This is a genomic window from Actinomadura sp. J1-007 (assembly GCF_009793335.1).
Classification (GTDB): Bacteria; Actinomycetota; Actinomycetes; order Streptosporangiales; family Streptosporangiaceae; genus Spirillospora; species Spirillospora yumaensis.
In genome coordinates, this window is record NZ_WING01000001.1 from 2280865 (window position 1) to 2302095 (window position 21231).

The window sequence follows — 21231 nt, forward strand, 5'->3', positions numbered from 1 at the left end:
GCGTGGCTGCTTCTGACGCTCGTCCCCGCGCAATCTTCGGCGGAACGGACGGAACAGCATCCGAAGCGGCGACCTGCGTCGGAATCCGTCCCGGCGGAGACCGGAGCCGCCGGAACGCCTCGTTCATGCTGAGGATGCTGAGGATCGCGTGGTGAACGCGGCGTCCCGGCACCCGCGCGGGCGCGGACACGGGGCGCGGTCAGCGGCGGCGGGCGGCCCGGCCCCTGGACCGTCCGGAACGGCGCGGCGCGGGCGTCCTGACCGTGCGCAGCCAGACCTGGATCTGGGCTCCGCCGAGCGTCGAGGTGCCGATCCGCAGGGTGCCGCCGGTGGTCTCGGCGAGCCTGCGCGCGATGTCCAGGCCGAGGCCGGTGGAGCCCGAGCCGCTGGCCCCGCGCTGGAGCGCGGCCTCGGCGTCGCCGATGCCCGGCCCGGCGTCGCCGAACAGCAGGCCCGTGGAGTGCCGCCCGTGGTGGACGGTGACGGAGAAGGCGGTGCCGTGCGGGGTGTGCCGGAAGATGTTGCCGAGCAGCGCGTCCACGACGGCGGCGAGTTCGGCCTCGGCGACGGGCACCGGCACCGGCTCGTCCGGGATCACCACGTCGTGCGCCCGCCGCTGGTCGCCCGCCAGCGCCGACCAGAACTCCAGCCGCCGCCGTACGACCTCCGCCGCGTCGCATCCCGCCGGCCCGCGGTCCGGGCGGCGCGCGGTCGCGATGACGTCGTCGACGGCCTGCTCCAGCCGTCCGAGGGCGTCCTGGCTCTGCGCCATCCGGCTCGGGTCGGACGGGTCGGCGGCGAGGCCGTTCAGGTTGAGCCGCAGGGCCGTCAGCGGGGTGCGCAGCCGGTGCGACAGGTCGGCGGCGGCCTCGCGCTCGTCGGCCAGCAGCCGCGCGAGCCGGTCGGCCATGTGGTTGAACGCCTCGCCCGCGGCGCGCAGCTCGGCGGGCCCGCCGGGCCTGACCCGGGTCGTCAGGTCCCCTCCGGCGACCCGCGTGACCGCGTCGGCGAGGCGGTCGGCGGCGCGGACGACCCGTACGGCCAGCCTGTCGGCCATCGCCACCGACACCAGGACCAGCGCCAGGGCCACCAGCGCCAGGATCGTCCACGACTTGAGCACGCCGCGGCCGAACTCGGCGTCGGGCACGTACACCTCGACGAGGGCGACCCGCTCGGCGGGCAGCAGGACGGGGCGCAGCAGCAGGGTCCCGCCGCGCGCCGGCGCGGTGAAGGAGCGGCGCAGGCCGCGGGCCTTGCCCAGGTCGCCCGCGGTCGCGCGGGGGTAACCGATCGGGCTCCCCGTCGGCGGGTACAGCGCCATCGCGCGCCCGGCTCCGGCGGGGGTCGTCTCGACCGCGCTCCGCAACTGCGCCGGGTCGGCCGTCACGGTCAGCACCGGCACGAGCGAGGCGGCCTGGCGTTCGGCGGCGTTCAGCGCCCGGTCGTGCGCCATCTGGCCGTTCAGCAGGCCGAGCGGGACGACGAACGACAGCGCGACCATCGCCGTCACCGCGGTCGCGATCCGGGCCAACGCGCCCCTCATTCGGGCCCCGTCCGCACCGGCACTCTCGATCACGCGTCCTTTATATTCCAATTTGCCCTACTATGTAGGTAAAACAGAAACAATGCGAGCTATGAAGATTAGATTGCGTTTTGTCGCTACTTGGGTGGCCGTGACCGCGGCGGGCATGGCGATCAGTTGGACCGGGGTGGGGGACGCGGTGCGCGGCACCGTGCTGGACTCCCCGACGCTCGCGGCCGGCGGCCCGGTCGTCAGCGGGCGTCCGCCGACCGCGCCGCCTTCCGCCGCCGACTCCGGCCCGCCGCAGCCCCGCACGTCGCCGTCCAGCAAAACGCCGGCCGGCCGGCGCACCTCAGCGCCGCCGCCGTCCCGGCGTCCCACGCCCGAGCAGACGCGGAACGGCGCCGCGCCGGACGAGAAACTGCGCAGCTACACGGTCAAGTCGGGACGCGTCGTTCTCGCGGTGGGCGCCCGGTCGGCGCGCCTGGTGTCGGCCACGCCCAACAGCGGATTCCAGGTGAGGCAGTGGAAGAAACCGTCCTGGATCCGCGTCGACCTGACCGACGGGACGCACGGTTCGGCGGTGTTCGCGACCTGGAACGACCACGCCCCGCTGGTCGAGGTGTACGAGTACTGACCCCGCGCCGCCCCTTGCCCTCCGTCCCCTGGCCACCGCGTGCGCCGTTCACTCCGGTGCCGTCAGCATGAGGCCCACGCCCCGCACGGTGTGCAGGTAGCGCGGCGCCGCCGCGCTCTCCCCGAGCTTGCGGCGCAGCCAGGACACGTGCACGTCGATGGTCTGGTCGTCCCCGTACGACTGCTGCCACACCTCGGCCAGCAGGTCACGGCGGCGGACGACCCGTCCCGCGTTCTCCGCCAGGAACGCCAGCAGGTCGAACTCGCGGCGCGACAGTTGCAGGGGCGCCTCGTCCAGGGTGGCCTGCCGCCGGTCCACGTCGATCCGCAGGCCGCCGACGGTCATCGCCTCGCGGCGCGGCTTGGCGCGCGCCCGCCGCAGCACCGCCTCCATCCGCGCGTGCAGGTGCTCGGCGGAGAACGGCTTGACCACGTAGTCGTCAGCGCCGGAGCCCAGCAACCGGATGATCTCGCGCTCGCCGTCCCGGGCCGTCGCCACCACCACGGGCACGTCGGACACCGCGCGCAGCATCTTCAGGGCCTCGCCGCCGTCCAGGTCGGGAAGCCCGAGGTCGAGCACGACGACCTGCGGCGGATTGGACGTGACCTCCCGCAGCGCGTCCAGCGCGCGGCCCGCGCTGCGGACGGTGTGCCCCAGCGCGACCAGTTCACGGACCAGGGCCCGCCGAACGTGCTCGTCGTCTTCGACCATCAGAACAGTTGCCACGCGTTGACCTTAAAGCAAAGCCGATATTCGAGAGAACGCGGTCGTCCGGTGCATCGCGGGGCGAGTCGGCGAGTCCTTAAGCGAACGTTAAGTAGACGCTGACGCGGTTATAAGGGGGCCGCTCCTATCGTCGGCGCAATTCCCTTTCCGGCGTTCGCCGCTCGTTGGCCCGCATCCCTGGAGGACGACATCGAAAGCAGGCCCAGGCACGCGGACGGCAGCACCCCGAGCACCGCGGACCGGCTCTCACCCCACCGCCCCGCCGCGACGCCGAGCAGCACGGCGCCAAGCAGCACAGCCCAGAACGGCGCGCTGCTGAACGGCGCGGCGCTGAACGGCGCGGTCCGTTCCTCCGTGTCCGAGCCGGCCGCGCGGCCCTGCGGGTTCTGCCGCCGGCCGGTGCCCCAGGCGCCGGGAGAGCCGCCGCGCCGCTTCTGCCTCGGCCGTTCCGGTGCGTCGGCGTGCGAGGCGGCGGCCGCGCAGCAGCGCGAGCGGACCGTCAACGCGCCCAGCCTCACCGGGCAGGTGGCGCGGACCTGGGACCTGGTCGAACGCCTGGAGGACGCGGCCGGACGGCTCGCAGGGGCGCTGGCCGGCGAGCTGAGCGTGGCGGGCGTCGAGGCGCGGACGGCCCAGGTCCGCGCGGAGACCGCCGCGGCGGAGGCGGAGGCGCACCGGGCGACCGAGACGGCGCGGGCGCAGGCCAAGGAGGCGCTCGCCGCCGCCGACGCGCAGCGCCGCCGCGCGGGCGAGGCGGAGTCGCTGGCCGCGGACCTGCGCGCCCGGCTCGGCGAGGTGACGTCCCAGCGCGACCAGGCCCTCGCCCGCTGCGACCGGCTCGGCCGCGCGGCGGAGGAGACCGCCGCGTCCCTCGCCGCGGTCCGCGAGGACCGGGCCCGGCAGGCCGAGCAGATCTCCGAGCTGTCGGCGTCGCTCCAGTCGGCCCTCGAAGAGGTCAAGCGGCTGCGTACCGACCTCGGCGCCTCGCAGGCCGCGGAGAAGTCCGCGCGCGACCAGGCCACGACGCTGACCACCGAGATGCGGCAGCTCCGCCTGCGGGTGGAGGAGGCGGCCAGCGAACGGGCCCGCGCCCTCCAGGAGGCGCACCAGGCGCGCGCCGAGGCCCGTACCGAGCACACCGCGCGCGTGCAGACCGAGCAGCACGCCCGCGACGCCGGAGAGCAGGTCCGGGACGCCCTGCACCAGCGCGACCGCGCCCTGGAGACCGCCCGTTCCGCGCACGAGCGCCTGGACCAGACGCGGGCGTCCCTGGCCAGGCGGCAGGCCGAGCTGGACGAGCAGCAGCGCTACCTGGAGGAGCTCCAGGCCAAGGTGAACGTCCTGGCCGCCGAACGCGACGCCGCCCGCAGCGAGGCCGAACGGGCCCGGCACCGCATCGACCAGTTCATCTCCGACCAGCAGCGCGGGCCCGGCAGGCCCCGGAAGGGCGGTCCGGCCGGGCACCACGCCGCCCCGCTGGAGAGCGCCGGCGACCGCCCGCCGGACGGCACCGTCTCCATCGTCCACCGCCTCCCCACCGTCGCGAACGGCTACCCGCCCGCGGCGGTCGCCGGGGACCACTGACGGGCGGGCGTCCGCGTTCGCCTTCCGTCCGGGAAAGGCGCGGGATTCAGGTCTTCCGGTGGCGGAGGAATTGGTCGAGCGTCACCGCGCACAGGATGAGGACGCCTTCGATGACCTGTTTGTAGGTGGGGTTCCAGCCGAGCAGGTTGAAGCCGTTGGAGATGAGGCCCAGGATCAGCACGCCGATCAGCGAGCGCCAGATCGCGCCCTCGCCGCCGAGGATGCTCGTGCCGCCGAGGACGACGGCGGCGATCGCGCTGAGCTCCAGGAGGTTGCCGAGGTTCGGCTGGGCCGAGCCGCCGCGGGCGGCCATGACGAGCCCGGCCGTTCCGGCGCACGCGCCGCTGGTGGCGAAGACCGCCACGCGCACCGGGCCGGTGCGGACGCCCGACAGGCGGGCGGCCTCCGCGTTGCCGCCGACGGCGTGGACGCGGCGGCCGAACGCGGTCCCGGCGAGCAGCACCCAGCAGGCCGCCGCGGCGCCCGCGAGGACGAGCGTGGCGGCGGTGACGCCGCCGAGCGCGGTCGGCCAGCCGATCATCTGGAACGCGTCGAGCTGCGCGGCGCGCGGGTAGACGATCGCGCCGCCGGTGATGACGACCGCGAGGCCCCGGTAGACGATGCTCAGCGCCAGCGTCGCGATGAACGAGTGGACCCGCGTCAGCACCACGACCAGGCCGCTGACCGTCCCCATCAGCGCGCCGGTCGCGACGCCCGCCGCGTACCCGGCGGGCACCCCGGCCGAACGGGTGACCAGGACGGCGACGACCGCGCTGACCGCGAGGACGGCGCCGACCGCGAGGTCGAACGCGCCGCAGACCACGCACAGCGTCATGCCGCAGGCGAGCAGCCCGACCACGACGGTCTGGTCCAGGAGGTTGACCAGGTTGCCGGTGGTGAGGAACGTGTCGGTCGACAGGGACAGCGCGACGACGAGGGCGGCGAGCGCGACCACCACGCCGTGGTCGCGGACGGCGGCCGTCCTCACCGCAGTCCCGCGAGCGCGAGGACGTCCTCCGGCCCGGCCGCGCCGCGCGGGAACTCCCCGGCGATCCGGCCGTCCCGCATGACCAGCACGCGGTGCGCGAGCCCGAGGACCTCCTCGACCTCCGAGGACGCGGCGAGCACGGCGACCCCCTCGGCGGCCAGGCCGGTGATCAGCCGGTGGATGCGGGCCTTCGCCGCGACGTCCGCGCCGCGGGTCGGCTCGTCGGCGAGCAGGACGCGCGGGCGGCGGACGAGCCACTTGCCGAACACGGCCTTCTGCTGGTTCCCGCCCGACAGCGTCCACGCGGGGCGGTCGAGCCCGGCGCCCCGGATGCCGACCTCGGCGGCGGTCGCGGCGGCCGAGCGGAGTTCCGTGCTCCTGCGGACGAGGCGGCGGGCGGGGAGCGCGGCCAGGCCGAGGTTCTCGGCCGTCGGGCGGACGAGCACGAGGCCCTGCTCGGCGCGCGACTCGGGGACGAATGCCATGCCGAGCGCCGTCGTCCCGGCCGGGCCCCGGGCGCGGGGACGCCGCCCGGCGACGGTCACCTCCCCGCCGTCCATGCGGTCCGCGCCGAAGAGGAGCCGGAGCGTCTCCGTCCGGCCGCTGCCGGCGAGGCCCGCCAGCCCGACGATCTCCCCCGCCCGGACGTCCAGGGACACGCCCCGTACGGCGCGGCCCCGGGACACGTCGCGGGCGGCGAGGACGACCGGCGCGCCGTCCGGTACGGGCGGCGGGTCGGGATAGAGCGTCTCGACGGGACGTCCGACCATCTCGCGCAGCAGGCCGTCCGGGGTGAGCCCGGCGGCGGGGCCGGACGAGACGCGCCGACCGTCACGCAGGACGGTGACGGTGTCGCACGTCGCGAGCACCTCGTCCAGACGGTGCGACACGAGCACGATCGCGGTGCCCTCCGCCGCCAGGTCGCGGACGAGCCCCAGCAGCGCGGCGGCGTCGGCCTTGGGAAGCAGGGCGGTCGGCTCGTCCAGCGCGATCAGCCGCGCGCCGTGCGCGAGCGCGCGCAGGATCTCAACCTGTTGCCGCCGCGCGAGGGGCAGTTCCCCGGCGCGCGCGCCGGGCGGCAGTTCGAAGCCCGTACGGGCCGCGAGGGCGGCGAACCGGCTCCGACGCCCGGACCCGCGCCCGCGGGTGCCCAAGAACACGTTGTCGAGAACGCTCAGCGCCGGGACGATCGCGCTCTCCTGCGTGACGAGCGCGATCCCGTGGCGCAGCGCGTCGCGCGGCGCGGCGATCCGCACGGGCTCGCCGTCCACCGTGACGCGGCCCGAGTCCGGGCGGACGGCCCCGCAGAGGATGCGGGCGAGCGTGCTCTTGCCCGCGCCGTTCTCCCCGACGACGCCGTGCACGCGGCCCGAGGGCAGGTCCAGGGACGTCTCGTGCAGGACGGTCACACCGCCGTAGCTCTTGCGGACCCGTTCGAGCGCGACGTCCATGCGCGGCTACTCGTCGTACTCGCCGGTGATGCCCGAGGCGGCGAGCGTGCTCTTGGTGAGCTTCCCCTCGTCGGGGACGAGGGAGGCCATGTCGGTCGCGGCGGGGACGTTCCGCCCGGCCGCCTTGGCGAGGCCCAGCTCGGCCGCCTTGGCCCCGGCGGTCCGCACCGGCAGGTACGGGAGGCCGTACCAGCGGCCCTCGCGGACGGCCGAGACCGCCTGCCGCGACGCGCCGTTCGCGATGTAGGAGATCTTCTTGCCCTTCGCGACGCCCTCGGCGCCGAACAGCGCCTGCGAGGAACCGAGGACCACCTGCACGTCGGGATGGGCCTGGAGCACGTCCTGCATGGCCTTGCGCCCCGAGTCCCGCGTGTAGCCGCCCTCGACCCGCGCGACGACCTCCACGCCGGGGGTGCTCTTGAGCGCGCCGACGACCGCGTTCGTCCGGGCGTTGTCGAGCGGCAGGGTCTTCAGGCCCTCCAGGTAGGCGACCTTGCAGGGCTTGAGGTCGCGGCTGCGGCACGCGTCGGCGCCGAGCTCGCCGAGCCGCCGGCCGTTGCGCGTCGGGACGTCCACCAGCGAGACGGTGCCGGGCACCTGCGGCTGGTCGGTGTCGTACCGCGGTCCGACGGGGGTGAACTGGACGACCACCGCGATGCCGTTGCGCACGGCCGTCTTCACGGCGGGGAGCACGGCCGTGCCGTCGTTCGCCTGGACGATGAACACGCCGAAGCGCTTGGACGTGACGGCGTCCTGGATCTGGCGCACCTGGGCCTGGGCGTCGAAGTTGGAGTCGAAGAACTCCGCGGTGCCGCCGTCCTTTCCGGCCTGCTGCTTCACCCCGTCGAACGTCGCCACGGTGAACGAGTTGGCCTTGGCGAATCCGAAGAACGCGATGTGCTTGGCGTTCTTGGAGTCGGCCTTCTTCTCCGAGTCGTCCGGATCGGAACACGCCGCCGCCCCGAGCGCCAGCCCCGCCGCGACCGCCACTGCGATATGAACGTTTCTCATGGTTTTCTGCCGACTCCCACGTAGAACCATTCGCCGCCGGGCCGTTCCCGATCGTCATCGTCTTCAGGGCGCCATTCGTTCACCCGCGTCACCCCCGGCTCGACCAGCTCGAACCCGGTGAAGAAGCGCGCGATCTCGGCGTGCGACCGGTGGATCAGCGGCGCGGTCGCGTTCCGGTAGACCTCCCGGGCCGCCGCGCCCTCCTCCGGGTGGGCGTCGTCGGTCAGGTGCGTGACGATCAGATGGCTGCCCGGCGCGAGCGGCCCGGTGAAGGCGCGGACCACGCCCCACGGGTCCTCCTCGTCGGTCAGGCAGTGCAGGATCGCCACGAACAGCACCGCCACCGGCTCGGAGAAGTCGATCAGCCGCCGCACGTCGGGATGGCCGAGGATCTCCTCCGGGCGCCGGATGTCCTCCGGGACGACGGCCGTGGTGTCGTCGATCGACCGCAGCGCCCGCGCGTGCGCCAGCACGATCGGGTCGTAGTCGACGTACACCACGCGGGCGTCCGGATGCACCCGCTTGGCGACCTCGTGCACGTTCTCCTGGGTCGGCAGCCCCGTGCCGAGGTCGAGGAACTGCCGGATGCCGCGTTCGGCCGCGAGCCGTACGGCCCGGCCGAGAAAGCGCCGGTTGGCCACGCAGATCTCGCGGCTCGGCCCGAGCGCCATGATCTTTTCCGCGGCCTCCCGGTCGGCCGGGTAATTGTCCTTGCCGCCCAGGTAGTAGTCGTACATGCGGGCCGCGTTCGGGGTGTCCACATCGGGCCGGTACGGCTCGGCCCCTTGATCGGTCACCTCGGCACCTCCGGGGGCTGGCGACGGCAGGGAAAGATCGTTATCGCGGCGATGATAACGCCGAGTCCCGGAGAATACGGGATCTTGCCGATAATGCCGCCGAATAGCCACCGACCCCGACGTCATTCCGCCTTCGGCGGCCCCTCCGGCCCCCGTTCCCCCTGCGGCGGCGGACCGGGAGGCGGCGGACCGGCAGGCGGCGGGGCAGCGGGTGGCGGGGCAGCAGGCGGCGGGGCGGGGTGGCCGGGGTTCAGGGGGTCGACGTACGGCTCGGGCGCGGGGAGGCCGGGAGCCGGGGGCGGCTGATGGATCCGGATGCCGGGCGGGGGCTCGGGAAGGCGGGCGGACCTGCGCGTCCGGTAGGCGTCGCGGAGGCGGTCACCGGCCTGCCTGCCCTTGTCCCGCATCTGCCGTCCGCGCTCGCTCTCCATGGCCTGCCGCATCCGTTCGGCCGACTGGCGCCCGGCCTCGCGGCCGAGATCCTGCATCCGCTGGACGCCTCCGGACTCCAGGGCCCGCTGCACCGGCTGGGCGTTCGCGATCCGGGCCGCGTTGTCGCGGGCCATGCCACCGGCGACCTGCCCGGCCGCCTGGGCGCCGTCCCAGGCCATCCCGGCCCCGAGCCGCGCCGCGTCCAGGGCCTGCCGGTACGTGCGGGCGCGGACGACGGTCGTGCCCGCCACCCGGTCCGCCAGCGAGCGCCGGTGCGGGCCGAAGAGCACGGCGACGCCGTTGGCCAGGAAGAACGCGACGGCGAGGAGCCAGAGGGCGACCGCGGGGAGGAAGAGGCCCTCCAGGAGGAGGGCCCACGCCCCCGCGTACAGGCCCGTTCCGGCGGCCGTGCCGACGAGCGCCCGGCGCAGCGCGCTCAGGGCGCCGGGCCTCTTCCCGGCGGCGGCCACGCGCAGGTCCGTCACCGCCTTGCCGAGCGTCCGCCCCGTAAAGGCGGGAGCGGCGAAGAAGTAGAGGAGTTCGAACGCCACGAGGAGCAGCAGACCCTGCTCGATGTCGCGGACGACCGTTCCCCACGCGCTCGTCCCGGCGTCGGCCGCGGCCCGTTCGACGTCGCCGCCCGACAGCAGCAGGTGCCAGGCGATCGGCCACGCCTTCGACAGCAGGTCGCCGGTCAGGTAGGCGTGCACGCGGCCCCAGGTCATCGCGCCGATCAGCACGGCGACCACCGCGATCAGCGCCGCGTCCGCGGCCCACGCGGCGAGCCGCCTGCCGTGGGGCGGCGCGTCCCCCGGAGGCCGCGGCGGGACCTGCCCCGCGGCGAACGGCGGGGGCGGCATCGGCGGTCCGTACATGGCAGTCCTCGGGACGCATTCAGTTGATAAAGCGGGACAAGCGTAGAGAGCGCACGCGGTGATCGCCAGCGCGGCGTACGGACGTGGCCGCTTCCGGGCCCGGCCCTCGCGAACGGGCGACGGCGGCCGTCGAGGGCGTTGCCGGATCGGCAACGAAAGTTGTCGCGCCGGGACGGGGAATCGCACGCTGAGGCCGAGGCGGTCGAACAGCTATCGCGAGGAGAGTCCCACCATGACCACCCCTGTGGACAGCGTTACGGAGCAGGCGTTCCCCACCCGCGTTCTGGAGTCGGAACGGCCCGTGCTCGTCCAGTTCTGGGCCACCTGGTGCGCGCCGTGCCGGATGGTCACCCCGATCGTGGAGCAGATCGCCGAGGAGCACGCCGAACGGCTCGACGTGGTCAAGGTGGACGTGGACGAGGAGCCCGGCCTGGCCGCGCGGCACGGCGCGTTCTCCGTGCCCGCGTTCGTCGTGTACTCGGGCGGCGCCCCGAAGGAGTCGTGGGTCGGCGCCGCGCCGAAGCGCGCCCTGGAGCAGAAGCTGGCCGCCTACCTGCGCTGAACGCCCGGAACGGAGGTCCCGTGACACCGCACGACGGCGCCGGAGCGCGCGAGGCCGAACTCCTCCTGCCCGCCCTCGAAGAGGCGGTGGGCTGGGTGCGGGACCTGCTGTGCGCCGGGCGGGGCAGCCCGGTGGACGTCCGCCGCGTCCTGGCCGTCGGGAACGGTTCGGACGCGGTCACCCGCCTGCTCGCGCGCACCTTCCCCCACGCGGTCACGCACGGCCGCGCCGACGCCGAGGCGAACGGGCAGGCGAACGGCCGCGCGGGCACCGAGGCCCGGTTCAGTGGACGGGACGGGGCGTTCGAGGGGCTCGGCACGGCGGAGCTGGTCTGGGCGAGCGGCGTCGTCGACCGGCGGGACGACCAGCAGGCCGCCGTCGACGCGCTCGCCGCCTCGCTGCGTCCGGGCGGGGTGCTGGCCGTGGTCGAACGGGGCCTACCGCTGCGCTTCCTCCCCCGCGACATCGGCATCGGGCGTCCAGGGCTCCAGGCCCGGCTCGACGCCGCCGCCGAGGAGCGCTCCGCGTCCCGGCGCGCCGAGCCGCCCGGCTCCGCGGCGACGGTCGAAGACCGGCCTGCCATGCTCGCCCGAGCCGGGCTCGTTCCCAGCGGGACCCGCACGTTCCTCACGGACCTGCGGGCCCCGCTGGGGCTCGCGGCCCGCCGCCACCTGCACGCGCACCTGGTCCGGCTGCTCGACCAGGTCGGCGGCCTCCTGCGCGCCGATGACCGCGCGGCGCTCGAACGGCTCGCGGACGAGGACGAGCCCGCGGGGATCCTCTGGCGTCCCGACGCGTTCTACCTCACCGCCACGACCGTCCACACGGGACGCGCCTGTTCCGGCACGCCGCGAACGGCCGGCGGTCGCGCAAGCCTCTGGGAAGTGCGAAAGCGCCCCTGAGGAAAAGGAACGGGAAATTCTCGGTCACGGCGGTTTGTTGTTCCGTTCTGCGAAGTTTGTTCGGGTAGACCCGTCGCATGGACTCGGTGAAGAAATTCGCGGCGGAACTCGTGGGGACGGCGCTTCTCGTCTATTTCGCCGTCGGCGTCGCGACATTGTCGTTCGGGTTCGGAGTCGCCGGGCGGAGCATCTCCGCGGGCGTGGTGGCCACCGCGCTCGCCTTCGGCCTCGCCATGCTGGTCCTGGCGTACGTGTTCGGGCCCGTTTCCGGGGGCCACGTCAATCCGGCGGTGACGCTGGGGGCTCTGATCGTTCGCCGGATCTCCGTGTTCGACGCGGTCGGCTACTGGATCGCGCAGTTCATCGGCGGCATCCTGGGCGCGCTCGGGCTGTGGTGGACGTTCACGTCCTCGCCGCTCTACAGCCGTTCGACGACCGGGCTCGGCGCGGACGGCTGGGGGTCCGGAAGCCTGATCCACGTGGGGGCCGGCGGGGCGTTCCTGGCCGAGGTGATCCTGACGGCGCTGTTCGTCTTCACCGTTCTCGCGATGACCGGAAAGGGCGCCAACACGGCGACGGCCGGGCTCGTCATCGGGTTCGCGCTGACGACCGTGCACCTCATCGGAATCCCCATCACCGGCACCTCCGTGAACCCGGCCCGCAGTCTCGGGCCCGCGCTCGTCGTCGGCGGAACGGCATTGAAGCAGGTATGGCTGTTCATCGTCGCGCCGTTCGTCGGGGCCGTTATCGCGGCGGCCGTTCACCTGTTCTTCGAGGCGTGGGGGCGCCCGCCGGTCCGCGAAGTTCCGGCCACCGAAGAAGTGCGCTCAGGCGAAGCGTGACCCCGGAAAGGACGGTTCAGGCCAGCGGCGAACCGTCGAAATCCCGCAGGATCGCTCCGACGCTCTCGTAGACGGCGACGGCGCCCGCCTCCCGCAGGTCGTTCTCCGGGAGCCCGCCGGTCAGGACGCCGACGCAGGCGACCCCCGCCGCCTCGCACGCCTTCACGTCCCAGACCGTGTCGCCCACGAACACCGCCTGCTCCGGCCGGACGCCCGCCGCCTTCAGCGCGGCCTGGACGAGGTCCGGCGCGGGCTTGCTCCGCTCCACGTCGGACGACGAGGTCGCGACGCTGATCGCGTCGTCGGCGTCCAGCGCGGCGCGCAGGGCGCGCATCTCGGTGTCGGCGGCGGAACTGGCGAGGACGACCGTCCGGCCCCGGCTCGCGCAGCGTTCGAGCAGCGCGGCGGCGCCGTCGAACGGGACGAGCCGTTCCCAGTACTGGGCGTAGAGGGCCCGGTGGGCGGAACGGATCGCGTCGTCGTCGGAGGTGTCGCGGTCGGCGGGCAGCAGGTGGCCGACCAGGTTGTCCGACCCCATCCCGACCGTCCGGTGGACGTCGGCCATCGGCACCGTCCGGCCGTACTGCCGGAACGCCTGCCACCACGTCACGGCGTGCAGGTAGTTGGTGTCGACGAGCGTCCCGTCCACATCGAAGATCACGGCATCGATCACCTGGATGCCGTACCCCTGAGCACGCCGTTCACGCCTTCCCCGCGAATCGGCGGGCGTTACTGCATGCGAGTTGCAAGAGCGCTACCGTTGCGAGAATGCGGGGGAACGCGGCGGGCACGCGCCCGGTGACGGTCGAGGTCTTTCTACTGCGGGCGGCGGGCGGGGCGCTGGCCTACCGGCGGTGCGCGGGCGCGCTCGGGCCCGACGAGCACCCCGACGCGGCGGCGCGCAGGCTCGGCGGCGTCCGCGACGACGGGCCGCTGGTGCATTCGACGAGCTGGAGGTGCGACGCGGACGGCGGCGTCGTCCTCACCTACGCCGTCGTTCCCGACCCCGGCGCCGCCGCCCCCGCCACGCCCCTCGGCGCGGCCGGCATCGCGCGCGGCGAACGCGGGCGCCCGTCCCCCGCGTCCCTCGAACCCGCCCAGGTCGCCGCGCACGCCGCCCGGCACCTGGCGTTCCTCGCCGAGCACGACCCCGAGGCCCGCGACGCCCTGAACGACCCGCTCCTGGCCGAGGCCCTCGCCCGCCACGCCCCGGGCCTGGCCGGCCGCGTCTGACACCGCCCGCCGGGGTCTCCGGGGCGTTCGCCCCGTTATGCCCGGCGGGGCGGAGGGTGTGGCCGGGCCGGGAGTGGTCCGAGGGCGTTCTGGATGGTCTCGTGCTGGTATGTCGCGGCAACTGATAGTGATCATGGGGTCCGGGGAGACGAGCCCGACGATGGTCGGCGTGCACAAGGAGGTCGTGGCGCGGGCGGGCGGCGGGCGCGCCGTCCTGCTGGACGCGCCGTACGGGTTCCAGGAGAACGCCGCCGCCATCTCGGCCAAGGCGCGCGCGTACTTCGCCAGGAGCGTCGGTCTCGACGTCGACGTCGACGGGGGCCTGGCCGCGCTGCGGCGGGCGAGCTGGGTGTTCTCGGGGCCGGGCAGCCCCACCTACGCGCTGGAGCGGTGGCGCGGCGAGGTCGAGACCGCGCTCCGTGACCATCTGCGGGCGGGGAGGGCGGCGATCGTGTTCGCGTCGGCGGCGGCGTGCACGCTCGGACGGCTGACCGTACCGGTGTACGAGATCTACAAGGCCGGCGCGCCCGCCCGCTGGACGCCGGGCCTGGACGTGCTGCGGACCCTCGGCCTGGACGTGGCGGTCGTCCCCCACTACGACAACGCCGAGGGCGGAACGCACGACACGCGCTACTGCTACCTCGGCGAGCGGCGGCTGAGCGCGATGGAACGCGACCTGCCGCCCGGCGTCGCCGTGCTCGGCGTCGACGAGCACACCGCGGTGATCGTGGACGGCGCGACGGTGGAGGTGCGGGGCCGGGGCGCGATGACCGTACGGCGGCAGGGCGAGAGCGTCGCGGTGCCGTCCGGGGAGGCGCTCGCGCTGGACGAGCTGCGCGCCCTGGTCAAGGGCGGCGGAACGGCCGTACGGCGGCGCCCCTCCGAGAGGCCGCCCGAACGGGACGCCGCCGCGCCGGAGATCGCCCTGAAGGACATCGTCCTCGCGTGCCGGGAGCGCTTCGAGGAGGGCGGCGCGGCGGCGAAGGTCGAGGCGATCCTCCGGATCGAGGCGGCGGTGGCCGAGTGGGGCGCCGACACCGAGGAGGACGAGGGCACCGAGTGGGCCCGGACGATCATGCGCGGAATGATCGTCCGGCTGGGCGAGGCCGCCGCGGACCCGCCGGGCGGCCCGGACCCGCTGGCCGCGGCCGTTCCCGCGCTGGTCGGCGTCCGCGACGAGCTGCGCCGCGAGGCCCGCTACCGCCTGGCCGACCGCCTCCGCGACGCCCTCGCCGAAGGCGGCGTCGAACTGCGCGACACCCCCACCGGCACCCGCTGGCACCGGACCGAACACGAACGCCCGGCAGACGACGGAGCCCCCAGCCCCTAGGGCCTGTCCGGGGGATCTTCGATCGGCTGCGCGACGCCCAGGCACGCGCCTGGACGCCGCTCGCGGCGAGCAAGGCTCACCGGACGGGCCCTAAGCGCGGAGCCGGGAGACCTCGTAGAGGGCGATGCCCGCCGCCACACCGGCGTTGAGCGACTCGGCGCGGCCGGGCATGGGGATCGTGACCAGCAGGTCGCAGGTGTCGGCGACCAGGCGGCCGAGGCCCTTGCCCTCCGAGCCGACGACCAGGACGAACGGCCCGGACGCGACCTCCAGGTCGGCGACCGTGACACCGCCGTCGGCGGCGAGCCCGGCGACGAAGCAGCCCGCCTTCTGGTACGCCTTGAGCTGGCGGCTGAGGTTGGTGGCCTGCGCGACGGGCAGGTGCGCGAGGGTGCCCGCCGAGCTCTTCCACGCCCCGGCGTTCACCCCGGCGGCGCGCCGTTCGGGCACGACGACGCCGGTGGCGCCGAACGCGGCGGCCGACCGGACGATCGCGCCGAGGTTGCGGGGGTCGGTGATGCCGTCCACCGCGACGATCAGCGGCGCGGTGCCCCGCAGCAGGTCGTCGGGGTGCGCGTAGCGGTACGGCCTGACCTGGAGCGCGATGCCCTGGTGGACGGCGCCGTCGGTGAGCCGGTCGAGCTCGTTCTTGCCGGTCTCCATCAGCGGGACGCCGCGGTCGGCGGCGATCTGGATCGCCTCGCGGACGCGCTCGTCGGTGCCGGACGTCACGTACAGGGCGGTGCCGGGCACGCCCGCGCGCAGCGCCTCCACGACGGGGTTGCGGCCGGTGACCAGCTCGGGGACCTCACCGGTGGCGCGGCGCGCGCCCGCCGGACGGCCGGTCGGCCGCTCGGCCTCGCGCGGCTTGGCACGCGCGCCGGGGCCGACGGTCGGGGTGCCGGTGCGGCGGGAGTTCTTGACCGCGCGGGCCTTCTGGCGCTTGCCGTGCCAGTGCCTGTCCTCGGCCTTCGGAGTGGGCCCCTTGCCCTTGCGCTTGGCCATGTTCGTGTACGCCCCTCGCGACGATTGCGGCTCGCTCGCCCTCGTGGCAGTCGGGCGGCTGGAACTGTCCGGGGCGGCTCGACGGCGGACGTCCCCGAACCTCCGATTTTATGCGCCTCCCGGAACCGCTCGCGCCCCGTCCGTCCTCCCGCCGATCAGCCGTCCTCGTCGCCGTCCGGACGCTCCCGGGCGGGACGGTCGGCGGACGGCGCGGGACGCGGGGTCCCGGCCAGCCGCGAGAGGGCCTCTTCCACGGCGCCCAGGCGCTTCTCCAGCGCCGCCAGCCGCGTCTCGAACGACGCGAGGCCCCCGCCGCGCAACGGGCTCGGGGGCGTCGGCGCGTGCCGTTCCCGCGCGGCGCCGAGCGAGCCGAGAGCCGAACCGCGAACGGCTCCGAGGTCCGCGCCGAGGGACTCCAGGACGCGGACGCCGAGGCCCTGCCCTTCGGCGAGCAGGCCGAGCAGCATGTGCTCGCTGTCGATGTAGTCGTGGCCGAGCCGCTTGGCCTCGCGCAGGCTGAGCTCCAGCACGGTCTTCGCGCGCCGCGTGAACGGGACGTGGCCCGGCGGGCCCTCCGCCCCCTCCCCGGCGAGTTCCACAACCGCGGCGCGGACCGTCGCGAGGTCCACGCCGTACGGCGCCAGCACCCCCCGGACCGGGCCGTCCGCGTCGCGGAGCAGCCCGAGCAGGAGGTGCTCGGTGCCGATGTGGGGGTGGTTGAGGAGCCGCGACTCCTCCTGGGCCAGGACGACCACGTGACGGGCGCGATCGGTGAACCGTTCGAACACGGGAGACCACCTCGCAACGCATGGGGTGCCTTCGACCGTACGCGACCCGCCCCCCGCTTCACCCCCGCCCCCGCCCCGTCCCGTCCGGGGGACTCACCCCAGCGCCGCCGCGCCCACGCCGTCTCGCTCGGCCCGCGCCACTCACCCCCGCGCCACTCACCCCCGCGCCGCTCGGCCCGCGCCGCTCGGCCCGCGCCGCTCGACCCCGCGCCACTCACCCCCGCGCCACTCGGCCCCGCGCCACTCGGCCCGCGCCGCTCGGCCCGCGCCACTCGACCCCGCGCCACTCGGCCCCGCGCCGTCTCGGCCGGCGACGCGGCCGGTCAGGCGGCGGGGGGTCAGTCGCGCTTGAGCTCCCAGCGGGAGCCGTGCGGGGTGTCCTCCACGACGATGCCGGCCTCGGTGAGGCGGTCGCGGATGGTGTCGGCGGCGGCGTAGTCCTTGCGGGCGCGGGCGGCCTGGCGCTGTTCGAGGGCGACGGCGACGAGGGCGTCCACGACGGGGCGCAGGTCGTCGCCGCCCGTTTGGGTCCACTGCCCGTCCAGCGGGTCCAGGCCGAGCACGCCGGTCATCGCGCGGACGGCGGCGAGCGCGGCACGTACGGCGCCGTCGTCGCCGGAGGCCAGCGCGTTGTTGCCCGCCCGCACGGTCTCGTGCACGACCGCGAGGGCCTGCGGGACGCCGAGGTCGTCGTCCAGCGCGGCGGTGAAGTCGGCGGGCAGGTCGGGCGCGGGCTCGCCGGCGCCGACCACCTCGGCCGCGCGGGTCACGAACCCCTCGATCCGCTGGTAGGCCGAGACGGCCTCCGCCAGCGCGGTGCCGGTGTAGTCCATCAGCGACCGGTAGTGCGCCGAGGCGAGGTAGTAGCGGATCTCGACGGGACGGGCCCGGCCGAGCAGGTCGGGCAGCAGCACCACGTTGCCGACCGACTTGCTCATCTTCTCGCCGTCCACGGTGAGCAGCCCGTTGTGCATCCAGTAGCGGGCGAACGGGTCGCCCGCCGCGTTGGACTGGGCGATCTCGTTCTCGTGGTGCGGGAAGATCAGGTCGACGCCGCCGCCGTGGATGTCGAACGCCGCGCCGAGGTAGCGCGTCGCCATCGCCGAGCACTCCAGGTGCCAGCCGGGCCGCCCGTCGCCCCACGGCGTCGCCCAGCAGGGCTCGCCGGGCTTGGCGCCCTTCCACAGGGCGAAGTCGAGCGGGTCGCGCTTGAGGTCCTCGTTGGGGGTGTCCCCCGCCGAGCGCATGTTCTCCGGCTTCTGGTTGGACAGCCGCCCGTAGCGGTCGGCCCAGGACCGCACGTCGAAGTAGACGTCGCCGCCGGTCGCGTACGCGTGCCCGCCGTCGATGAGCCGCCGCATCAGCCCGACCATCTCGGGGACGTGCCCGGTCGCGCGGGGCTCGACGGTCGGCGGCAGGCAGCCGAGCAGGTCGTACCCCTTGGTGAAGACCCGCTGGTTGGCCTCGGCGACCGCGAACCACGGCTCGCCCCGCTCCGCCGCCACCGCGATGATCTTGTCGTCCACGTCCGTGACGTTCCGGACGAACGTCACGTCGTAGCCGGAGCGGCGCAGCCAGCGCAGCAGCACGTCGTAGATCACGCCGGAGCGCAGATGCCCGATGTGCGGCGCGGCCTGCGGCGTGGCACCGCACACGTACATCCCGACGCGCCCCTCGGCGAGGGGCTCGAACGCGCGGACGGTCCGGGTGCTGGTGTCGTAAAGGCGCAGGCTCACCCGTCAAGACTATTGAATGCCCCCGCACGCCCGCACCGGGTTACGCGGTCTCGCCCCCGCCACCGCCCAGGCCGCACGCGCCCCGCGCGGGTCAGCGGAGGCGGGCGGCGCGGGTCTCCAGGTAGCGCTGCTCGGGGAGGCTGGTGGTGAGGCGCGCGGCCAGCCGGTACGCCTCGCGGGCCGCGCCGGTGTCGCCCGCCATCTCCAGCAGGTGGGCGCGGACGGCGGGGAGGCGGTGGTGGCCGGCCGTGCGGTCGTCGTCCTCCAGGGGCCGCAGCAGGTCCAGGCCGGCGCGGGGGCCGTGCACCATCCCGGCGGCGACCGCCTGGTTGAGGGTGACCATCGGGTTCGGCGCGAGGTGCGCGAGGACCCGGTAGAGCGCGAGGATCTGCGGCCAGTCGGTGTCCTCGGCGCGGCGGGCCTCGGCGTGCACGGCGGCGATCGCGGCCTGGAGCTGGTACGGGCCGGGCTCGGACCAGGTGAGCGCGGCCGTGACCAGCTCGGTGCCCTCGTCGATCTCCGCCCGGTTCCAGCGGGACCGGTCCTGGTCGGCGAGCGGGACGAGCGCGCCGCCGGGCCCGGTGCGGGCGACGCGCCGGGCGTCGATGAGCAGCATCAGCGCGAGCAGCCCGGCCACCTCGCCGTCGTCCGGCAGCGCCGCCCGCAGCGCGCGGGCCAGCCTGATCGCCTCGGCGGTGAGGTCGCCGCGTTGCAGGTCGGGGCCGCTGGAGGCGGTGTACCCTCGTTGAAGACCAGGTAGAGGACGTGCAGGACGGCGCGGAGCCGTTCGGCGCGCTCGTCCGGCGGCGGCATCTCGAACCGCGCCCCGGCGGCCTTGACCCGCTGCTTGGCGCGGCTGATCCGCTGGCCCATCGTCGTCTCGGGGACGAGGAAGGCCCGCGCGATCTGCGCGGTGGTGAGGCCGCCGACCGCGCGCAGCGTCAGCGCGACCTGCGACGGCGCCGACAGCGCGGGGTGGCAGCACAGCAGCAGCAGCCTCAGCGTGTCGTCGCGGTCGGCCGTCCGGTCGTCGTCCGGCTCGGGCGCGGCGGCGGGCTCGCGGACGGCGACCGCCGCCTCGCGGTCGCGGCGGGCCCGCTCGCTGCGCCACTCGTCGATCAGCCGCCGGGACGCGGCCGTCAGCAGCCAGCCGCGCGGGCTCTCCGGCACGCCGTCCGCCGGCCACTGGACGGAGGCGGCGAGCAGCGCCTCCTGGACGGCGTCCTCGCAGGCGTCGAACGCCCCGTGCCGCCGGACGAGCGTGCCGAGGACCTGCGGCGCCAGGGAGCGCAGCAGGTCCTCGACCCCCGGACCGGGGCGGGGGCCTGCCGTGTGACCGGCCCCTGCGCCGGTCGCGGGGCCGTCCGTCACATCTCCGCCCCGGCGTCGTGCATGATGGCGCGCACCTCCATCGCGCCGCCGAAGCGGATGTCGGGCCAGCGCGAGGCGATCTCGACGGCCCGCTCGACGCTCGCGCAGTCCACGACGACGGTCCCGGCGAACTGCTCCTTGGCCTCCGCGAACGGGCCGTCGGTGACGACCGTCCCGCCCTCGCCGCGGCGCACCGTCCGGGTGGTGGACGGGTCGGCGAGCGCCTGCCCGCCGACCAGCTCGCCGGACTCCGCCAGCTCCTTCATGATCGTGTCCACCTCGCCGAAGAGCCACTGGCGCTCCTGCTCGGTCAGGGTCTCCAGGAAGCCGGGACGGTTGTGGATCAGCAGCATGTACTTCACGGCGGTCTCCTCGCGGTCGCTGTCGCTTGTCCTGCCGCCCCACCGTTCGGGGCGGTCTCGCAGGGGGATCGGAGCGGCGAACGCGTTCTCGACATCCGGCCGGAGATTTTCCGGGAAATTCTCCGGCGGCTCAGGCGTGACGTACTCCGTGCTGCGGAACCCTACCCGCCCCGCGCCCCGCCCCGGACCTCCCCGAAGCGCCGTTCACCGGCTGGGCGGGGGCCTGCGCCGCCTCCGCGTTCGCGAGCGCGATCAACCGCCTGATCTGCCGCGCCAGCTCGACGAGCGCGAACGCGTCGGGCGTCTGCCCGGCGGTCGCGGCCAGCACCGGCCCGCCGCCCCAGGACCGGACGACCACGAGGCCGTTCTCGACGGACGCCTCGCGCAGGTCCGTCCACGCCACCCGCTCGTCCTCCTTCTCGATCCCGTCCCGGTCGGCGGTGAACGGGCCGAAGCGCACGGCGTCCCCGGCCGCGAGCAGCGCGAGGCAGCGCGGCACCATCCGGCGGGTCACCTCCGCCGCGACGGTCTCGCCGAGCGAGCGGACGCCGGGCAGCTCGTCCCCGAACCGCAGCGTCCGGCCGCCCACCGCGACGACCGTGAATCGCCAGCGCGTACGCCCCTCCGCGCGCTCGGCCCGCCCGCGGGTCCGGAGGCCCGTCCGCCCGCCCGCGTGCCGCAGCACGCCCGTGACGGTGACCGAGACCAGGTCGTCCCAGCCGTACCCGTGCACGCCGCCGCCGTCGGCGACGACCAGCCCGCCGGTGAACAGGTGGACGGCCCTGGCCCGGGCGAACGGCGCGCCGTTCGCCGCGATCCACGCCCCGCCGCCGAGATAGGCGACGGCGAGCGCCGCGGCCGGGACGCCGAGCGCCCAGCGCCCGGCCGACAGGTACATCAGGGCGGCGGGGACGAGGCCCGCGCCCGCCAGGACGAGCAGGGCCAGCCACGCCCGCGCGCGCCGCCTGGCGACCCTGGAGTCGAACGAGCGGATCGGGTCTCCGAGCCGCCGGGCGTCGGCGTGCTCCAGCACCGGCTGCGACAAATGCACAAATAAACGGGTACCCGGCCGCGGCC

The 21231-nt window shown here is 75.1% G+C and carries 20 protein-coding genes and 1 pseudogene; 7 read left to right on the top strand and 14 right to left on the bottom strand.

Annotation, left to right across the window (positions count from 1 at the left end; translation table 11 throughout):
- Positions 1-199: 199 nt before the first annotated feature.
- Positions 200-1543 (bottom strand): HAMP domain-containing sensor histidine kinase, encoded by a 1344-nt coding sequence (locus tag GEV43_RS10295; RefSeq protein WP_160820481.1) that lies wholly within the window; start codon positions 1541-1543, stop codon positions 200-202.
- Positions 1544-1688: 145 nt separating this feature from the next.
- On the opposite strand from GEV43_RS10295, the gene GEV43_RS10300 reads away from it, so the two are divergent.
- Positions 1689-2159 (top strand): hypothetical protein, encoded by a 471-nt coding sequence (locus GEV43_RS10300; protein WP_160820482.1) that lies wholly within the window; start codon positions 1689-1691, stop codon positions 2157-2159.
- A gap of 48 nt (positions 2160-2207) precedes the next feature.
- On the opposite strand, the gene GEV43_RS10305 is transcribed toward GEV43_RS10300, so the two are convergent.
- Complete coding sequence (locus tag GEV43_RS10305) at positions 2208-2885, bottom strand: response regulator transcription factor (protein ID WP_160820483.1); 678 nt, start codon at positions 2883-2885, stop codon at positions 2208-2210.
- A 354-nt stretch (positions 2886-3239) separates the two neighbouring features.
- Here GEV43_RS10305 and GEV43_RS10310 point away from each other — a divergent pair, with 354 nt between their 5' ends.
- The gene (locus tag GEV43_RS10310) at positions 3240-4469 is read left to right on the top strand and encodes a hypothetical protein (protein WP_160820484.1); all 1230 of its coding nucleotides are present in this window, start codon (positions 3240-3242) and stop codon (positions 4467-4469) included.
- Between the two features lie 46 nt (positions 4470-4515).
- Here the strand turns inward: GEV43_RS10310 and GEV43_RS10315 are convergent, their stop codons facing one another.
- From GEV43_RS10315 to GEV43_RS10335, 5 genes are all read right to left on the bottom strand, one after another.
- Positions 4516-5457 carry an ABC transporter permease gene (locus GEV43_RS10315; protein ID WP_160820485.1) on the bottom strand — a complete coding sequence of 314 codons (942 nt, stop codon included), beginning with the start codon at positions 5455-5457 and terminating at the stop codon, positions 4516-4518.
- Positions 5454-6908, bottom strand: a complete 1455-nt coding sequence (locus tag GEV43_RS10320; RefSeq protein WP_160820486.1) for a sugar ABC transporter ATP-binding protein — start codon at positions 6906-6908, stop codon at positions 5454-5456. Before GEV43_RS10320 ends, GEV43_RS10315 begins: the two co-directional genes overlap by 4 nt.
- 6 nt (positions 6909-6914) lie before the next feature.
- Entirely contained in the window at positions 6915-7919 is a 1005-nt protein-coding gene (locus GEV43_RS10325; RefSeq protein ID WP_160820487.1) for a sugar ABC transporter substrate-binding protein, read from the bottom strand.
- A complete protein-coding gene (locus GEV43_RS10330; RefSeq protein ID WP_309239569.1) occupies positions 7916-8716 on the bottom strand; it encodes an SAM-dependent methyltransferase in 801 nt (266 codons plus the stop codon). The genes GEV43_RS10325 and GEV43_RS10330 overlap by 4 nt, the downstream gene beginning before the upstream one ends.
- Positions 8717-8838: 122 nt before the next feature.
- Positions 8839-10023 carry an RDD family protein gene (locus tag GEV43_RS10335; protein WP_160820489.1) on the bottom strand — a complete coding sequence of 395 codons (1185 nt, stop codon included), beginning with the start codon at positions 10021-10023 and terminating at the stop codon, positions 8839-8841.
- 232 nt (positions 10024-10255) lie between these two features.
- Between GEV43_RS10335 and trxA the strand changes: the two genes are divergently transcribed.
- The 3 genes from trxA (at position 10256) to GEV43_RS10350 (ending at position 12329) form a co-directional block, all read left to right on the top strand.
- Entirely contained in the window at positions 10256-10585 is a 330-nt protein-coding gene (gene trxA, locus GEV43_RS10340; RefSeq protein ID WP_160820490.1) for a thioredoxin, read from the top strand.
- A gap of 20 nt (positions 10586-10605) precedes the next feature.
- The gene (locus tag GEV43_RS10345; protein WP_206681115.1) at positions 10606-11487 is read left to right on the top strand and encodes a class I SAM-dependent methyltransferase; all 882 of its coding nucleotides are present in this window, start codon (positions 10606-10608) and stop codon (positions 11485-11487) included.
- Between the two features lie 77 nt (positions 11488-11564).
- Positions 11565-12329 carry an MIP/aquaporin family protein gene (locus GEV43_RS10350; RefSeq protein ID WP_160820491.1) on the top strand — a complete coding sequence of 255 codons (765 nt, stop codon included), beginning with the start codon at positions 11565-11567 and terminating at the stop codon, positions 12327-12329.
- A 16-nt stretch (positions 12330-12345) separates the two neighbouring features.
- Here GEV43_RS10350 and GEV43_RS10355 read toward each other — a convergent pair whose 3' ends face one another.
- Positions 12346-13002 (bottom strand): HAD family hydrolase, encoded by a 657-nt coding sequence (locus GEV43_RS10355; protein WP_160820492.1) that lies wholly within the window; start codon positions 13000-13002, stop codon positions 12346-12348.
- A 95-nt stretch (positions 13003-13097) separates the two neighbouring features.
- Here GEV43_RS10355 and GEV43_RS10360 point away from each other — a divergent pair, with 95 nt between their 5' ends.
- The gene (locus tag GEV43_RS10360; protein ID WP_160820493.1) at positions 13098-13562 is read left to right on the top strand and encodes a hypothetical protein; all 465 of its coding nucleotides are present in this window, start codon (positions 13098-13100) and stop codon (positions 13560-13562) included.
- 109 nt (positions 13563-13671) lie between these two features.
- The gene (locus tag GEV43_RS10365; protein WP_160820494.1) at positions 13672-14892 is read left to right on the top strand and encodes a hypothetical protein; all 1221 of its coding nucleotides are present in this window, start codon (positions 13672-13674) and stop codon (positions 14890-14892) included.
- 90 nt (positions 14893-14982) lie between these two features.
- Here GEV43_RS10365 and rlmB read toward each other — a convergent pair whose 3' ends face one another.
- The 6 genes and pseudogenes from rlmB to GEV43_RS10395 form a co-directional block, all read right to left on the bottom strand.
- The gene (gene rlmB / locus GEV43_RS10370) at positions 14983-15897 is read right to left on the bottom strand and encodes a 23S rRNA (guanosine(2251)-2'-O)-methyltransferase RlmB (RefSeq protein WP_160820495.1); all 915 of its coding nucleotides are present in this window, start codon (positions 15895-15897) and stop codon (positions 14983-14985) included.
- 155 nt (positions 15898-16052) lie between these two features.
- Positions 16053-16685, bottom strand: a complete 633-nt coding sequence (locus tag GEV43_RS55955; protein WP_160820496.1) for a Clp protease N-terminal domain-containing protein — start codon at positions 16683-16685, stop codon at positions 16053-16055.
- A gap of 338 nt (positions 16686-17023) precedes the next feature.
- On the bottom strand, positions 17024-18421 hold the full coding sequence (cysS, locus tag GEV43_RS10380) for a cysteine--tRNA ligase (RefSeq protein ID WP_160820497.1): 1398 nt from the start codon (positions 18419-18421) through the stop codon (positions 17024-17026).
- Between the two features lie 91 nt (positions 18422-18512).
- Positions 18513-19717, bottom strand: a pseudogene (locus tag GEV43_RS55960) (RNA polymerase sigma factor).
- Between the two features lie 71 nt (positions 19718-19788).
- Positions 19789-20145: a YciI family protein gene (locus tag GEV43_RS10390; RefSeq protein WP_175250457.1), complete on the bottom strand. Its 357-nt coding sequence runs from the start codon at positions 20143-20145 to the stop codon at positions 19789-19791.
- A 139-nt stretch (positions 20146-20284) separates the two neighbouring features.
- On the bottom strand, positions 20285-21205 hold the full coding sequence (locus GEV43_RS10395; protein ID WP_160820499.1) for a DUF6585 family protein: 921 nt from the start codon (positions 21203-21205) through the stop codon (positions 20285-20287).
- Positions 21206-21231: the final 26 nt, after the last annotated feature.